We start from the raw sequence: 16,660 nt of genomic DNA on the forward strand, positions 1-16,660 counted from the left end.
GATGACGCCTTCGGATCTGCGCGCCCTCCTCCCGCGCAGCGGCCCGCTCGACCTGGCCATCGCCGACCTCGAATCGCCCGACCTCGACGTCTTCATCGGGGCGTTCCTGCCTCAGGGGCGCCTACGGCTCGACCAGATCACCGGCTGGTCGGCCACGGGCGGCGACGGCGTGACGGTGACCGGCCCGGCGAGCACGGGACCGCTGGCGGGCACCACGGTCAAGGCGGAGTTCTCCCTGGTCGACGAGGCCGTCGCCCTGAAGATTACCGCCACCGGCGGCGACCGCTGGACCTTCGTCACGGCGTTCCCCATCCTGACCGGGACGGTCTTCGACCGGCTCGTCTTCGCCCGGCCGACGATGGTCCTCGACTGGGGCCCCGACATCGTCCGCGCCGGCGTCGCCGACCCCGCCGTGGCGGCGGCCGCCTTCACCGGCGACCTGGTGATCGACGCCCGCACCGCCATGCTCGACGTGATGATGCCGCGCACCGGCGACCACACCCTGACCGGGATGGTCCGCACGGTCACCGGCATCCCGGGCCTGCCCGACTTCGAGACGGCCACCGTCCCGCTGATCGTGCTGAACAGCCCGGAGGACGACGGCTTCACGCTCGGCCCGATCCGCGTCCAGCAGATGTCCTACGAGGTGCGCACCTCACCGCGCTTCAACTCCGACATGGCCGACCTCGACGTGCGGCCGCTGGTCCACTTCGGCGCGGAGGTCACCTCCACCCGGACCTCCCTCGACCCGGTCTTCATCTACGGCACCTCGGCGGCGCTCGGCGGCGACACGACGCTGAGCGCCACCTTCACCGGCCCCGACGACCAGAACCGCGACCCCGAGGACGGCGACACGGGGCTTCCCCTGAGCCTCTCGACCATCTTCACCATGGCGGGCCAGACCCCGTCGCTGCCGCCGGTCTTCACCCGCACGCTCCCCATCCGGCTGGTGCGCATCACCGCCGGAATCACGACCTCGCCGTCGCTGTCGCTCGGCATGCTGACGTTCGTCATCCAGGCGGACGTCAACTGGGAGTTCGTGCCGGGACTGTTCACCCTGGAGGCCGTCGACCTCAGCCTGACCGTGTCGAACCCGATGTCCTCTCCGCAGGTCACCGGCACGGTGTCGGGCCTGGTCGGCATCGGCGACTCCGGCACGCTGGAGCTCAGGAGCGACCTGGCGGGGGATACCTTCGGCGGCGGCCTGCGCGAGGGCGACCCGCCCCTGTCGATCCGCGAGGTCTACCGGCACTTCACCGGCGAGCAGCCGCACGACCTGCCCGACCTGTACGTGGAGACCTTCGAGTTCACCGTGTCGCCCGCGAGGGGAGACCGGCCGCTCGGCTACCGGGCCGCCCTGGAGGTCGACGGCACGTGGGTCATCGGCCCGGTCACCCTCACCTCCGTCGCGTTCGCGGTCGCCCGGGACGGCACGGTCTTCGTGTTCCGGGCCAGGGCGTCCATGCTGATCGGCTCGACCGAACTGTCCGTCTCCGCCGAATACGACTCGGCGCCCGGCAAGGGCTGGGAGTTCGGCGGATCGTCGGGCATGGGCGAGCGGATCGCCATCGGCGCCCTGATCAAGACGATCTCCGACGACCTGGGCGGCCCGGAGACGTTCCCCAAGCCGCTCGAAGGGCTGGTGGTGCAGAACCTGGCGGCGTCGTTCTCGACCGGATCCGACCGGCTGACCGTCTCCGGCCAGGCCAGCTTCGAGGTGGACTCGGTGGAGGTCGACCTCGCCTTCGACGTCGACACCGGAACCCACCGCTACGGCGGCTCCCTCGCCTTCTTCCACGCCGGTACGGGCTACGCGTTCGACGTGCACTTCGCCCAGGACCACGGCGTCGACCTGCTGGCGGCGAGCTACGTCCACCAGCCGACCACGCCGCTGCCCGACCTGCGGACCCTGATCTCCGGCCTGTCGCCGTCGGCGGGACGGTTCATCCCGCCGGGGCTGACGGCCGATCTCAAGGACGTCGTCTTCGGGTCGGGGAGTGCCTACGTCCTGAGCGCCGACCTCAAGGCCACCGTCGACCTGTCGGGGCTGCCGCTGGTCGGGCCGCACCTGGTCGGCGACCAGAAGGTGGGGTTCGACCCGCTGCGGATCGTGGCCGCCAGTGGCGTACTGCCCGCCGCCGACGTGACCACGGTCAACGGGCTGCTGCCCCCGGGGGTGGCCCCCTTCCCGGCCCGTGACCTGGCCGCCGGGTTCACCCTCGACGGGACCCTGCTCATCGGACCGCTGGAGAACCCCGTCACCCTGCCCGTCAGCGACGGCGCCCCCGCGCCCGTCATTACCAACCCTCCCCCGGCCCAGTCGCCCGGTGGGCAGAACGCCGTCTGGTACGCCGTCCAGCGCGGCATCGGGCCCGTGCACGTCGAGCGCATCGGGCTCGCCTACGCCCACGAGAACAACAAGCCCCCCGTCGTCGGGGTCGTGGTCGACGCCACGCTCGGCGTCGGTGGGCTGACCCTGTCGCTCGACGGGCTCCAGGCGTCGGTGCCGTTGACGCTGCCCGTGCAGGCGCCGTCGTTCGACCTCAAGGGGCTCGGCGTCTCCTACTCGGAGGGTCCTGTCAGCGTCTCGGGGGCGTTCCTCAAGGACACCCTCACCTACAAGGGGGTGGCCTATCCGGCGTACAACGGCAGGGCCTCGATCAGCACCGAAGACCTGACGCTCGGCGCGATCGGGTCCTACGCGCAGCTTCCCGCCGGGCCCTCCCTGTTCGTGTACGCCGTCCTCGACGGCGACTTCGGCGGGCCGCCGTTCTTCTTCGTCACCGGGCTGGCGGCCGGGTTCGGCTACAACCGGCGGCTGAAGACGCCCGACGTCACCGGGATCGCGACGTTCCCGCTGGTCCAGGAGGCGCTCGGTACCCGGCCTCCGGGGACGCTCGCGGCCGAGATGCTGGCGCTGGAGCCGTACATCACCCCTTCCGAGGGTGACGGGTTCGTGGTGGCGGGGATCCGGTTCTCCACGTTCAAGATGATCGACTCGTTCCTGCTGGCGACCGTGTCATTCGGCGGGCGGTTCGAGATCGACGTCCTGGGGCTGTCGACGCTGACGCTCCCGGTGGCCGACGCCGCGAACAAGGGGGCCACGCCGATCGCGGAGCTGCAGCTGGCGCTGAAGGCGACCTTCGCGCCGAGCGACGGCTACTTCTCGCTGGTCGCGCAGCTGACCCCGAATTCGTACCTGCTGTCGAGGGCCTGTCACCTGACCGGCGGGCTGGCCTTCTCCAGCTGGTTCGGCGAGCAGCACAAGGGCGACTTCGCGCTCACGGTCGGCGGCTACCACCCGCAGTACACCAAGCCCGCGCACTATCCGTCGGTGCCGAGGGTCGGCTTCGCCTGGAAGATCAGCGACAAACTGTCGCTCAGCGGCGGCGCCTACTACGCGCTCACCCCGTCGGCGCTGATGGCGGGCGGCGCGATCGCGGTCAACTACCAGGACGGCAACCTGCGGGCCTGGTTCAACGCCTCGATGGACTTCCTCATCGCCTGGCAGCCCTACCACTACGACGCCCGGTTCCGGATCAGCGTCGGGGCGTCGTACACCTACAAGTTCTTCGGTACGCACACCATCAACGCCCACGTCGACTGCGACGTACACCTGTGGGGGCCCGAATTCGCCGGGACCGTGAAGGTCGACATCAAGGTCATCTCGTTCACGATCCCGTTCGGGAACAGCAACCCCAACACGTCGAACACGATCCCGTGGAGCCGGGTGAAGGCGACCCTGCTCCCGGCCGACCTGGTGTCGATCTCGGTGCGGGGCGGCGCCACCGCGATGGGCACCGGTGCCGACCTGGGCGTGCTCGACCCGGCCACGCTGGTGCTCACCACCGGCTCGGTGATCCCGTCGACCACCCGGCAGATCGGCTCGGAGACGCCCGCGAAGGTCGGCGCGAACTTCGGGGTCGCGCCGTCGGGGATCACCTCCGGCGTCACCGCCAACCACCGCATCCGCATCTCCCGCGACGGCTTCGGCGCCGAGGACGACTTCGTCTTCACCCCGGTCACCAAGCCGCTGCCGTCGGCGCTGTGGAGCACCGACCCGAACGTGTCGGTGCACCGCCCGGAGATGACCGCCCCGCTGCTGACCGGCTACACCGTCAGCCCCAAGCCACACGAAGACGGCGCCTCGGTCACGCTGGCCGCCTCCGCCCTGGCGGCGGGGACGGCGGCGTACACCGAACCCACTCTCGCCTGGCAGCCCGCCGACACCTGGATCGAGACGGCCAGGGCCGACCGGATGGCCCAGGTCATCGTCGCCCCGAACGTCGCCGCCGCACGCGCCTCGATCGCCGATGCCGTGCTCAAGGACCCCGAGTTCTCCTTCACCGGCTTCGACATGGCCGGTTACGCCGAGATCCCCTACCTGGACCCCCATGACTGACATCGTCCTGATCGACAGCCGTGTCCCGGCCCTCCAGTCGGGCGACTACCGCATCACCGTCGACCAGACGGTCTCCCTCGACACCCAGACGGCCACCCTGACCCGCACGTTCACCGTGGCCGGAGAGCGGCTGGCGCTCCCTCCGACCGCGGTGCGGGCGGTCTATCCCCCCGACGGGGCGACCGGCGACTTCTCGCAGACGCTCCCCCACGTCGTGCTCGAAGGGTCGACGCTGCCGTGGCAGCGGGACCTCGGCGGCGTCACCAAGGGGCCGTGGCTCATGGTGCTGCTGTTCGCCGGCGCCGAGCGGCCGACGCCGCAGGTGGTGGCCGCGAGCACCCTCGGCATCCCGCTGGAGGGCGCGGAGAAGGCGACCGACCAGGTCACCGTGATCGACGTGCCGCGCACACTGCTGACCTCGATCCTCCCGGCGACGGCCGACCTGCCGTTCACCGCCCACGTCAGGTCGGGCGAGGGCCCCGACACGGCCGTGGTGATCGGCACCCGGCTGCCTCCGGCGGGCCAGCCGTGCGTGGCCCATCTGGTCTCGATGGAGAACCGGCTGGGCGGCGGCACGCTGTCGTCCTCGGGCTCGACGGTCCGGCTGGTGTCGCTGACGAGCTGGAAGTTCACCGTCGTGGACGCCGACCACTCGTTCGCCGCGCGGGTGCACGACGTGGCGGAGAACAGCGGCCCGTTCCGGCTGCCCCTCACGGGCAACGACGCCGCCGACGCCTTCCTGCGAAGAGGGCTCGTTCCGGTACGCCACCGCCTGCGCGGCGGCGGGAGGACGGTCTCCTGGTATCGGGGACCGTTCACCGACGGGCCCGTGGTCGGTGGCCCGATGACGTCGGGCGGCCCGGTCAGATCGGCCGACGGCCTGCTGCGCTTCACCAAGTCCACCGGCATGCTCGACCTGACCTACGCGGCGGCCTGGCAGCTCGGACGGCTGCTCGCGCTGCGCGACGACGGCCTGGCCACGACGCTGCTGAACTGGAAGCGCCGCCGCGACCGCCCGGCGGGCGCCGGTGACGGCTACCCGCTGAAGGTCCCGGCGGCCGACGAGGGGCCGCCGCAGGAGGTCGTCGGCTGGATGAACGACCTGGCCTCGCTGTCGGACGTGCCCTTCACCTACCTGATCCCCGACGAGGGCCTGCTCCCGCTGGAGTCGATCAGGTTCGTCGACGTCGACCCCGAGTGGGTGCGGTGCCTGGTCGACGGGGCGTACAGCATCGGCCGGGTGACCCCCGCCGACGCCGAGCGCGACGCGGCCGCAGGACCGCTGGTGACGCCCGCCCGGCTGACCGGCGCGCTGCTCCGGTCGTCGATCGTGAGCGCCTATCCCGGGCTGCTGATCGACGGCTACTCCGGTGACGAACCGCTGACCGTGGCCCGGCGGGTCACCCTGTCGCCGAACATCCTGCTCGTGCTCTTCGAAGGCGTCCTGACCCGGCTCGACCTGCACCAGAAGCCGGAACAGCAGCACTTCGCGGTCGAACCGGGCGGCGGCGGCAAGGTGGTCAGGGCCCTGCGCGGGGTCCCCGGCAGCACCGATCCGGTGACGTTGAGCGCGACCGGAACCGTCCCGCTGGCCGCGCTCGCCGGGGCGATGGCCAGGAAGCTGAACGTGAAGACCGGGTTCGGATCGGCGGCGTTCGCCCGGCAGATGCTGGAGACCACCGAACGGGTGACCTTCACGACCCCTACCTGAGAGTGACGCGGACCAGCGGCCGGGCTTCCTACCGTGGGAGCCATGAGGTTCGGACTGCTTCTCCGGGCACCGGTCATCGTGGCCGCCGTGCTGCTGGCCATGACGGGCGACGACCCGGCCGCCCAGGTCGTGGCCGCCGTCCACGCCGCGCTGCTGGTCGCGGCGCTGTGGTGGCCGGTGCCGGCTTGGGTGGCGTCGACCGCGCTGCTCGACGGGGTGCATCTGGTCCACCCGCCGACCGACACCGACGCCGTGTACGGCTGGACCGTCCAGGCCGGGATCGTGTTCCTGGCATCGTTGCGGCTCGACAGCAGGAAGACGGCCGTTCTCACCGCCGTCGGCGCGCTCCCGGCGATCTTCGGCGGCCCGGTCGCCGTGGCCTCCGTCGCCGGGGCCGGGGTGGCGGGCTGGCTCGTCCGCAGCCGCCAGGAGGCCAGAGCCGCGCTCGACGAGGAGCGCGGGCAGCGGGCGCTGCTGGAAGAGCGGGCCAGGATCGCCCGCGAACTCCACGACGTGGTCGCCCACCACATGTCGGTCATCTCGATCCAGGCCGACGCGGGCCCCTACCGGGTGAGCGACCCGCCGCCCGAGCTGACCGAGGCGTTCGCGACGATCCGCGCGACCGCGCTGGAGGGCCTGACCGAACTGCGCCGCCTGCTCGGCGTGCTCCGGGCCGACCCCTCGCTCGGCCCCCAGCCGACCCTGGCCGACCTCGACCGGCTGGTGGACGACGCCGAGACCTCGGGTGATCTGGCGGGCCTCCCTCCGGGGGTGGGCCTGAACGCGTACCGGATCATTCAGGAGGCGCTCACCAACGCGATGCGGCACGCACCCGGGGCGAAGGTCCGCGTGCGGGTCGCCCGCGACGGCGGCGAGCTCCGGATCGACGTCACCAACACGGCGCCGACGCAGCTCCCGGAACCCTCGCCAGGAACGGGGCACGGCATCCTGGGCATGCGGGAACGCGCGGCCATGCTGGGCGGCACCCTCACCACCGGACCCACCGGCGACGGCGGCTACGCCGTCAGCGCGGTGCTGCCCCTCTCGGAGACGTCATGACCATCCGCGTGCTCATCGCCGACGACCAGGCCATGGTCCGCGAGGGCTTCTCGATCCTGCTCGGCGTCCAGCCGGGAATCGAGGTCGTCGGCACGGCCGTGAACGGCACCGACGCCGTGGCGAAGGCCCTCGCGCTGGCACCCGACGTGATCGTCATGGACATCCGGATGCCCGGGATGGACGGCATCGAGGCCACCCGGGAGATCACCCGGACCCTTCCGTCCCGCGTCCTCATCCTCACCACCTTCGACCTGGACGAATACGTCTACGAGGCCCTGCGCGCCGGGGCCGGCGGCTTCCTGCTGAAGGACGCCTCCGGCGGTCAGCTCGCCGAGGCGATCAGGGTGGTCGCCGCCGGTGACGCCCTGCTGGCGCCCAGCGTGACCCGGCGCCTGATCACCCAGTTCGCCCGGCAGGGCGCTGTCGTGGTGCCGGAGGTCACCGAGCGGATCAGGGACCTGACCGAACGGGAAACCGAGGTGCTGGTCCTGGTCGCCCAGGGCCTGTCGAACACCGAGATCGCCGCCGCCCTCCACGTGGCCGAGCAGACCGTGAAGTCACACGTCGGCCGGATCCTCGCCAAGCTCCACCTGCGCGACCGCACCCAGGCGGCCGTCTTCGCCTATGAGACCGGTCTGGTCAGCCCCGGCCGGATGACCTTCTAAGGAACCCCCTGATGACAAGAGTTCTGTTCGCCATGCCCAAAATCGCCGTCGCCCTCGTGGCCTCGCTGCTCGCCTTCCTGGCCGGAGCGCTCGTGCTGGGGGCGTACATCCCCGCGATCCCGAAGGCCGGGATCATCGGCCCGGTCCTGACCGGCCAGTATCCGCTGCACGTCGCCCTGATCGGCCTGGCCGGTCTGCTCCTCGGCCTGCTGGCCTGGCGCCTCGGCCTGCGCCGCTGGGGCCGGGCGCTGACGGTGGTCACCGCCGTGTCGGCGGCGGCCGCGGTCGTCGTCGCGGGCATCCAGGGCAAGGCCGCCTACGCGGCCGGAACCGACGTCCACTGGACGGAGATGTTCACCGAGTTCGCCTACCCCGACGTCCGGCCGGACGTGACGGAGACGTTCGGCGGGAACCTCAAAGCCGACGTTTATCTCCCGCGTGGGGCCTCTGACGCGCCGGCGATCGTGCTGGCCCACGCGGGCGGCTTCCAGACCTTCGACCGAGGCGACCTGCGCGGCACCGGGCGCTGGCTGGCCGACCACGGCGTGGCCGCCGTCGCCGTCGACTACCGCCTGTCCGCCCCCGGCGCCCCCACCTGGGACAAGGCACCGCAGGACGTCGTCTGCGCGCTGGCCTGGACCCGCGCCAACGCCGCCCGCTTCCACCTCGACCCCGACCGCTTGTCGCTCGGCGGGATGTCGGCCGGTGGCGGCCTGGCCCTGAACGCCGCCTACCGGTTGCGGGCCGGCGAGATCGGGTCGAGCTGTGGTGAGGCGCCCCCGCCCCCGGCGAGCGTGGTCGGCTTCTACCCCGTGACCGACGTGACCGCGATGTGGACCCGCGACGTGACCGGCAGCCGCAACGCGGCCGTCCAGTACACCGGTGGCACCCCGTCGGAGTTCCCCGAGCGCTACCGCGAGGTGTCCCCGACGACGTATGTGAAGCCCGGCCTCATGCCGACGCTGCTGGTCGTGGGCGACCGCGACCGCAGCGCCCGCCCCCAGGACGTGACCGCCTTCGCCGACCTGCTGCGGCGCAACGGCGACGCGGTGACCACGAAGATCCTCCCCTTCGCCGAGCACTCTCCCGACGACGCCTACGGCAGCCTGCCCGCCCAGCACAGCCGCCAGATCCTCCTGGACTTCCTTTCTTAGCCGTATTTATTTGGTTACCATCCAAACTAAGAACGAAGGCCCCGCCGCACTCTCCCCGGCGGGGCCTTCCTGTTTCAGCAGGTGGTGTGGAACAACCCGCCAACGGCGGTGGTCTCGGCCAGCTCGTTGTAGCGTGCGACGGCGGCCGTCGTCTCGGCGTGGACGACCTCGATGTCCTTCAGCAGCTCGAAGGTCTCCGGCGCCGTCTGGAGAACCAGATCCATCCCCCGCGACAGCACAATGACCGTGCACCCGTGGTCGAGCAGCTCCCGCACGTCGGCGGGCTGGATGCCCGGGTCGTGGCGGGTGCCCGTCTCGTTCCAGTCCCAGGGCCGCCCGCCGCCGGGCCAGAGCTTGAAATCCTTGCCCTCGCCCAGCCCCTCGACGACCATCCGGCCCCAGGACACCTGCGTGATCAGCGGAGATCTACTCACTGGGCAGAAGGTACCGCCACGACAGCACGAACACACCCGACGGCGTCGTGAAGATGGGCAGCCCGCCGTCCGGCACCGGCGGCGCGACCTTGATCAGAGCCGGCACCTCGGCCCCGGTCAGATCCTTCTGCCACACGGGGTCGATCTGCCCCGACGGCTCCGGCACGCCCGCCGGCCAGGGCGTCTTCTTGCCCTCGGCGGTCGGCACCGACTCGGCGACCAGGCGCACCCGGTCGGAGGTGTACTTCTCGTTCTTCTCGGTCGCCTTCGTGGCAAGGTCGTCGAGCAGCTTCTTGGCGTCGACGAGCTCCTTGGGGTAGAAGTCGGCGACCTGGTCGAGCGCCTCGGCCTTCACCTCGATCAGCTTGCCGTCATCCCCCGCGACGGCCAGCACGGTGGCCGGGATGTCGGTCACCATAGGCGCCCCCGGCTTGGGCGAAACGGTCGGCGGCTGCCCGGTCAAGTATTTCCTCAAGGCGTCGACGGTCCGCGTGACCTCGGCGCCGTCGATCTTCATCGTGTACGCCGCATCGGCGATCACCACGCCGTCGCTGTAGACGACGACACGGGGGGCGCGCAACACGTTCATGCTCGCGGTGACGAACCCGCCTTCGGCCCGGAGGATCGCGACCGGCGTGGCCGCGGCGGGCTGCTCCGGCTCAGCCGCAGTCGCGGTGGGCTCCCCGCCGCCACAGGCCGTGACCAGCGACAACAAGGCCACCAGCAGGGTGGTTCTCAGTCTCATGCCCCGTAGACGTAACGCGAGGTTGGGCGGTTCAGGGAGGTGCCGCGTGTCACAGGATCAGAGCCGATCCCAGACATGGGCGGTACACCCGGGGGGACGACCCCCCGAGCCCCCCGCTGCGAAGGGGCTGTCGCCCCCTCGCGCTCCCCCTGGTCGCTGAGGCGCCCCGGCGTCGCTACCGCTCCGGGTCGCTCCGCTCCATGCGAAGGGTTCCGCCCCTCGCCCTCCCTGGAAAGCCTCGCTCCGCTCGGGTGGCTCTCGCTTCGCTCGGTTCTTCCTCATTCGCCAGGGATGTGCCCCTCTTGTCGTGCCGAGGATGAGCACCTGCCGACATCTCCGATGACAGGCTGAGCCTTACGACCGAAGACGGCCGGTGGGTCAGGCAGCATGCCGAAGGCGGACCGAACGATCAAGAGAGGGCACCATTTTGAGCATCGGCACGATGGACAGTGAGAGTCTCCGCGCCGGAATGGTCGATCGGCTCGTCGCCGACCAGCGGTTGAAGGGTCTGCTCCTGCCTCCCGAGGTGGAGGCCGCCATGCGGACCGTCCCCCGCGAGCTCTATACGCCGGGGATCCCGTTGGACAAGGCGTACGAGAACGTCGCGATCATCACCAAGCGGATCGGCGAGGTGAACACCAGCTCGGTGTCGGCGCCGTCCGTCATCGCGGCGATGCTCGGTCAGGCGGTGGATGCGCTTGGCCGCATGGACGGCCGGCACGTACTGGAGATCGGCAGCGGTGGGTACAACGCGTCGCTGCTGCGTGAACTCGTCGGGCCGACCGGATCGGTCACGACCGTCGACATCGACTCCGAGGTGACCGACCGGGCCACGGCCTGCCTGAGAGCCGCGGGCTACGACGACGTCAGGGTCGTGTGCGCGGATGCCGAGCAGCCGGTCGAGCCGGGCCGCCGCTACGACCTGATCATGGTCACGGTGGGGGCGTGGGACATCCCGCCCGCCTGGCTACATCAGCTCACCGAGAACGGTCTTCTCGTCGTCCCGCTGAGGACGTTCGGCATGACCCGATCGTGGGCGCTCAGGCGCTCCGGCGACCGCTTGGTCAGCAACGGCAACCGCCTGTGCGGATTCGTCTCGATGCAAGGGGCCGGAGCCCACGAAGTGCGTCATGTCGACATCGCCGATGGTGTCCACCTGCGGCTAGACGAGGGTCAGCAGATCGACCCCGACGTCGTCGCAGGCCTTCTCACCCTGCCCCGGGAGGAGGCATGGGCCGGGCTGGCCCTGCCGCCGCAGACCATCCTGTCCGACATGGACATGTGGCTGGCGACCCGCCTTGTTGATGATGTGCACGAATTCGTGATGCTGTCGGCTGATCCGGAAGCCGTCGTGGTCAGGCCGTCGTGGCGCTTCGGCACTCCTGCTGTTCTCCGCAGCGGCGCGTTCGCCTACCGGTCCGCCCTGCGCTGGAGCGACGGGCTTTTCGATCTCGGCGTGTACGCACACGGAACCGCGGCCGCGGAGACGGCCACTCTGATGGTCGAGCACGTGCGCGCGTGGGTGGACGCGGGCGGCCCGTCTCCGACGCTGCACGTCCTTCCCGCGAACACCCCTGATGGCGACATGCCGGAAGGAGCGGTTCTGGACAAGCGGCACAGCCGCCTCGTCCTCGCCTTCACCTCTCGACACTGAAATTTTCACCGGGGGTCCCAGGTCAGCGGGGTGTTTCGGGGCGCCCTCGTATACACGCGCGGAGAGGTCAGCCAACCATGTGAGCGCTCCCAACAGCCCATGGAGGCTCGACGTGAAGAAACTACGCCTGTGGACCCTGTCCGCGGTGGCCGCGCTGCTCGCCGCGCTCGGGGTGGCCGTCACCCCGCCCGCGCAGGCGGCGGTCGCCTGTTCCGTGACGTACGCCAAGACCTGGGACAACGGCGGTGGCTTCGGGGCCAACGTCACCCTCAGGAACCTGGGGGACGCCGTCAGCCCGTGGACGCTCCGGTTCACCTGGCCGGGCAACCAGCAGGTCGGCCAGGGCTGGAACGGCACCTGGACCCAGTCGGGCCAGAACGTGACCGTCACGGCGCCCTCCTACGCCCCGTCGCTCGCGTCGGGTGCGAGTGTCACCATCGGGTTCAACGGGACCTACAGCGGGGCGAACGTCGCGCCCGGTTCGTACAGCCTGAACGGTGTGACCTGCGGCGGCGGCGCGTCACCCACTCCCACACCTTCACCGACCCCCTCTCCGAGCCCGTCACCGTCGCCTTCTCCGGGCAATGCGGCGGCCGTCGTCGCGGCGATGCAGCCCGGGTGGAACCTGGGGAACTCGCTCGACGCGACCGGGCAGGGGGAGACCTCATGGGGCAACCCGACGATCACGCCGCAGCTCCTCGACAACATCCGCGCGCAGGGGTTCAACAGCATCCGCATCCCCGTCACGTGGGGGCAGTATCTCGGCGGCGCGCCCAGCTACACGATCAACTCCACGCACCTGAACCGGGTGAAGGAGGTCGTCGACTGGGCTCTGGCCGACGGCTTCTACGTCATGATCAACATTCACCACGACTCGTGGCAGTGGATCAACACCATGCCCACCGACCGGACCAACGTCCTGGCCAAATACAACGCCGTCTGGACGCAGCTCGCCTCGGCCTTCCGCAACCACTCTTCGAAGCTGCTGTTCGAGAGCGTCAACGAGCCCCAGTTCACCGGTGGCTCCGGCGACGCGCAGAACGCCACCCTGCTGAACGAGCTCAACACCTCGTTCCGGACGATCGTGCGGAACTCCGGCGGCAACAACGCCTCCCGGCTGCTCGTGCTGCCGACCCTGCACACGTCCGCCGACCAGGCCAGGATCGACGAGCTGAACAGCACGTTCACCGCGCTGAACGACCGCAATCTGATCGCGACCGTCCACTTCTACGGCTACTGGCCCTTCAGCGTGAACGTCGCGGGCGGCACCCGCTTCGACGCGACCACGCAGGCCGACCTGGTCGGCGTCTTCGACCGGGCCTACAACGGCTTCGTCAGCCGGGGCATCCCGGTGATCATCGGTGAGTACGGCCTGCTCGGGTTCGACCGGCACACCGGCACCATCCAGCAGGGCGAGAAACTCAAGTTCTTCGAGTACCTCGGCTACTACGCCCGCCAGCGCGGCATCACGACCATGCTGTGGGACAACGGCCAGCACTTCGGCCGCACCTCGTTCCAGTGGTCCGACCCCGAACTGGCCGCCCAGATCAAGTCGAGCTGGACGACCCGATCGGGCACCGCCTCCTCCGACCAGGTGTACGTCCCCCGCACCGGCTCGATCACCGCGAAGTCCCTGACCCTGAACCTCAACGGGACGACCTTCCAGGGCATCACCGGCCTGACCCAGGGCTCCGACTACACCGTCTCCGGCTCGACCCTCACCCTGACCGCCTCCGCGCTGACCAGGCTGGTCGGCTCGCGCGCCTACGGCGTGAACACGAGCGTGCCGGTGCGGTTCTCCTCGGGGGTGCCGTGGCGGCTGAGCGTCATCACCTACGACACCCCCCAGGTGGCGGCGTCGACCGGCACGACCAGCGCGTTCACCATCCCGACGACGTTCCGGGGTGACCAGCTCGCGACGATGGAGGCCAAGTACTCCGACGGCACCTTCGCCGGACCGCACAACTGGACGTCGTTCAAGGAGTTCGACGTCGCCTTCGCCCCCAACTACGCGAACAACACGATCGCCCTGACCCCGGCGTTCTTCGCCGAGGTCGGCGACGCCCGCCGGGTGACCCTGACGCTCCACTTCTGGAGCGGCGCCCAGGTGACCTACTACGTCACCAGGTCGGGCAGCACGGTGACCGGCACGACCAGCTAAGCGAGGGTGCCGGGGTGGGTCCGCCCACCCCGGCACTATGCTCACGTCCCTGCCGCAACCGACGGGGGAGCATCATGATCGTGACGCCGCGACGCCTGATCCCGCTGGCCACCGCCCTGCTGCTGGTCTGCTCCTGCACACCGGACGGATCAGCCGAACTCTCCTCGGCGTACGCGGTCGGCTTATCGGTCGTCCACCCCGACTACAGCGGCGACCACCTCACCCCGTGGTCCGACCTCCAGCAAGCGGCCGCGACGTCCCCGGTCGACCTCGACCCCCTGCCCGCCCCACCCGGCACCCACCCCCTGACCTTCACCCCCGGCGACGCCACCGTCCCGCCGACGGCGGCCACCGCCCTCCTCCGCACGGCCTACCGATCAGGCACCGGCCGCAAGCCACTTGAGCGCCGCAAGGTCGTCGACTTCATCGCCGGCCTGGACGACATCGTCACGACCTCGGGCGTCACCCCCGGCTCGTACGGTCTGGAACTGGTCGTCGACCTCGACCACCCCCGCCCCGTCACCGACCTGACCGCCCTCGTTCCGGGTGCGAGCCGCGTGCTGTTTCCCCAGATGGGCTCGGCCGAGCTGCCGCTGTCGTGGTCGAGCGAGAACTGCGCCGCGACCCCCGGCTGCACGGGGACCGACCCGGTGACCCAGTTCCGGGGCTGGCTGAAGGGCCTGACCCCGGACCAGCGGGACACCCTCTCGGGGAAGCCCTTCGACCTCCCGACCATGGAGAAGACCGCCCGGGAGGGGCTCGTGGCAGGGTTGATGTACGACCGGATCGACCCGGCCAGCGCACTCAAGCTGCTGCGGGATCCGTTGATCAAGGCGGCGTATGTCGCGGGCGTGGTCCAACTCAAGGCGGTGCCGTGAGCATCGGCTCAGAGGTCGGCGAAGCTGCCGGGCAGGTCGACGCTCCGGCCGAGTAACCGCATTTCACGCAGCAGGCGGAACCCTTCTTCTGCGGTGCACGCCCCGTCTTGGACGCCATCGGAGATGAGCCTGCGGGTGTCCTTGGTCGTGATTCCCTGGGCTCGCGCGTAGTCGGCGGCGTCCCGGTCGTCGGTGATCCAGTAGGAGTCGCGGTATTCGGGATATGACTTGATCACGTAGCAGGTCTGGGCCTCTCCCAGGTGGTTGGTCGGCTCGTCGTGGGAGCCGCCGAACGCGGCCGTGCGGATGCGGTCGATCTGGAACACGGCCAGCGGGTCGGAGACCTCGATCGCCTCACCGAGCCAGCCGCCCGTGATCAGGGTGTCGAGGTCGGGATAGAACCGCATGGACCTGTGGGCCTCGAACTCGATGGCCTCGGTCCAGCGGCCCCGGCCGCGCAGGATCTCCCTGAGGAGGTCGAGGCGCTTCACACAGGCGAAGTTGATCAGCACCGTGTTGTCGGGGAACCAGTGGATGAACGCGCTCATGACGAGAGGGGGATGTCCTCTCGGGCGCCGTCCATGATCGACTTGAGCTGCCCCGGGTCGATCTCGAGGAGGTTGGCCAATGGCCTGATGGTGGCCTGGCCCTCCTGGTAGGCGCGGTAGCTCGTCTTCAGCAGTTGCAGGGGGACGCGTGGCTGTTCCGACTTGGCGATCAGTCTCAGATGTTCGTCGAGGCACCCTGCCAGTTCGGCGGCGGCCAGGCCGGTCATCGCGCGGAACCGGGCGCACTGGTCTTCGGTGACGAGCCTCAGGTTGAACAGGCGCCAGGCCAGCGCGACCGGTGAGACCCGGAGGTCACAGGCCAGCAGGGCGAAGCCGCGATCCGACCACTCCAGACCCTTGGCCCTCTCGGTGAGGACCTTGGCCGGCATCAGGAACTCGGTGGCGAACGCGTTGGCGCGTACTTCGGTGTCCTGCTTCTTGTGGTCGCCGTCGTTGAGGTTGGCGTCGGAGTGGAGGCCCTGGTCGTCGGAGGCCAGCAGGTGACCCAGTTCGTGGGCGATGGTGAACCGCTGACGGGCCGGGACCTCGGAGGTGCCGACGACCATCAGGCTGCACGTGGCGTCTCGCCAGCTCAACCCCTCATAACGGGTGTCGAACCGCATCACCCGCACGTCGATGCCGAAGACCGTTTCGACCAGGCCGGTGAGATCGCAGCTCTCCCAGGGCCGGAGTCCGGCCGCGGCCGCCCGCTCGATCGCGGTCGCGGCCAGGGCCCGCCCTTGGGCGACGGGGTGTCCGTGCGGCGGGCCGACGGGGAGATCGGCCCTCGGCTGGTGGTAACCGAGGAACTCCAGATCGGTCCAGAAGCGCGAGAGGCGCGTGGCCTCCTTGATCGCCTCCTGCTCGCAGTCGGCCGCGTCGCGGGTGCGTGCCGCCGTCGCGGGGAGCGGACGGTCGACGCCGAGCAGCCAGTCGACGGTCACCTTGCCCAGTTCGGCGATCCTGGCCAGTTCGAGCGACGTGAATCGGCGGACGCCGGACATGGACTTGGAGAACTTGGTCTCGTCGATGCCGACCTCGGCGGCGAACTGCCGCTGGGTTTGGCCACGCTCCGACATCAACTGGTGAATTCGAGTGGTCGTGGGGTCGGACATGGCTCGAGTCTATGGACGCTTGCGGAAATCGCAAGCAAAACAGGAGGCCGGATAGCCCCTGGTAGCGACCTCCCTTACTAACCGAACACAGATTCGTTTCACGTGAAACCTAAGCAGAGCTCGCCCTGGCCGGA

The 16,660-nt window shown here is 70.1% G+C and carries 12 protein-coding genes; 8 read left to right on the forward strand and 4 right to left on the reverse strand.

Annotated elements, in window-relative coordinates; genetic code table 11:
• Position 1: 1 nt before the first annotated feature.
• From ACYQ78_RS13035 to ACYQ78_RS13055, 5 genes are read left to right on the forward strand one after another with little or no spacing between them, the layout of a single operon-like run.
• Entirely contained in the window at positions 2-4,402 is a 4,401-nt protein-coding gene (locus tag ACYQ78_RS13035; protein WP_459801058.1) for a DUF6603 domain-containing protein, read from the forward strand.
• A complete protein-coding gene (locus ACYQ78_RS13040) occupies positions 4,395-6,113 on the forward strand; it encodes a hypothetical protein (RefSeq protein ID WP_459801059.1) in 1,719 nt (572 codons plus the stop codon). The genes ACYQ78_RS13035 and ACYQ78_RS13040 overlap by 8 nt, the downstream gene beginning before the upstream one ends.
• Positions 6,114-6,155: 42 nt before the next feature.
• Positions 6,156-7,172 (forward strand): sensor histidine kinase, encoded by a 1,017-nt coding sequence (locus ACYQ78_RS13045; RefSeq protein ID WP_459801060.1) that lies wholly within the window; start codon positions 6,156-6,158, stop codon positions 7,170-7,172.
• Positions 7,169-7,837 carry a response regulator gene (locus ACYQ78_RS13050; protein WP_459801061.1) on the forward strand — a complete coding sequence of 223 codons (669 nt, stop codon included), beginning with the start codon at positions 7,169-7,171 and terminating at the stop codon, positions 7,835-7,837. The genes ACYQ78_RS13045 and ACYQ78_RS13050 overlap by 4 nt, the downstream gene beginning before the upstream one ends.
• A gap of 11 nt (positions 7,838-7,848) precedes the next feature.
• Entirely contained in the window at positions 7,849-8,991 is a 1,143-nt protein-coding gene (locus ACYQ78_RS13055; RefSeq protein WP_459801062.1) for an alpha/beta hydrolase, read from the forward strand.
• A gap of 74 nt (positions 8,992-9,065) precedes the next feature.
• Here the strand turns inward: ACYQ78_RS13055 and ACYQ78_RS13060 are convergent, their stop codons facing one another.
• Positions 9,066-9,425: an Mth938-like domain-containing protein gene (locus tag ACYQ78_RS13060; protein WP_459801063.1), complete on the reverse strand. Its 360-nt coding sequence runs from the start codon at positions 9,423-9,425 to the stop codon at positions 9,066-9,068.
• Positions 9,418-10,170, reverse strand: coding sequence for a hypothetical protein (locus tag ACYQ78_RS13065; RefSeq protein ID WP_459801064.1), 753 nt, complete (start codon positions 10,168-10,170; stop codon positions 9,418-9,420). Before ACYQ78_RS13065 ends, ACYQ78_RS13060 begins: the two co-directional genes overlap by 8 nt.
• A 442-nt stretch (positions 10,171-10,612) precedes the next feature.
• On the opposite strand from ACYQ78_RS13065, the gene fxlM reads away from it, so the two are divergent.
• The 3 genes from fxlM to ACYQ78_RS13080 all read left to right on the forward strand — a co-directional run bounded on the left by fxlM (position 10,613) and on the right by ACYQ78_RS13080 (position 14,863).
• Positions 10,613-11,824: a methyltransferase, FxLD system gene (fxlM, locus tag ACYQ78_RS13070; protein WP_459801065.1), complete on the forward strand. Its 1,212-nt coding sequence runs from the start codon at positions 10,613-10,615 to the stop codon at positions 11,822-11,824.
• A gap of 112 nt (positions 11,825-11,936) precedes the next feature.
• Complete coding sequence (locus tag ACYQ78_RS13075; RefSeq protein ID WP_459801066.1) at positions 11,937-13,985, forward strand: cellulase family glycosylhydrolase; 2,049 nt, start codon at positions 11,937-11,939, stop codon at positions 13,983-13,985.
• 80 nt (positions 13,986-14,065) lie between these two features.
• On the forward strand, positions 14,066-14,863 hold the full coding sequence (locus ACYQ78_RS13080; protein WP_459801067.1) for a hypothetical protein: 798 nt from the start codon (positions 14,066-14,068) through the stop codon (positions 14,861-14,863).
• 8 nt (positions 14,864-14,871) lie between these two features.
• Here ACYQ78_RS13080 and ACYQ78_RS13085 read toward each other — a convergent pair whose 3' ends face one another.
• A complete protein-coding gene (locus ACYQ78_RS13085; protein WP_459801068.1) occupies positions 14,872-15,411 on the reverse strand; it encodes a hypothetical protein in 540 nt (179 codons plus the stop codon).
• Positions 15,408-16,526, reverse strand: coding sequence for a helix-turn-helix domain-containing protein (locus ACYQ78_RS13090; protein WP_459801069.1), 1,119 nt, complete (start codon positions 16,524-16,526; stop codon positions 15,408-15,410). The genes ACYQ78_RS13085 and ACYQ78_RS13090 overlap by 4 nt, the downstream gene beginning before the upstream one ends.
• Between the last annotated feature and the right edge of the window lie 134 nt (positions 16,527-16,660).

This window comes from Herbidospora sp. RD11066 (genome assembly GCF_054661255.1).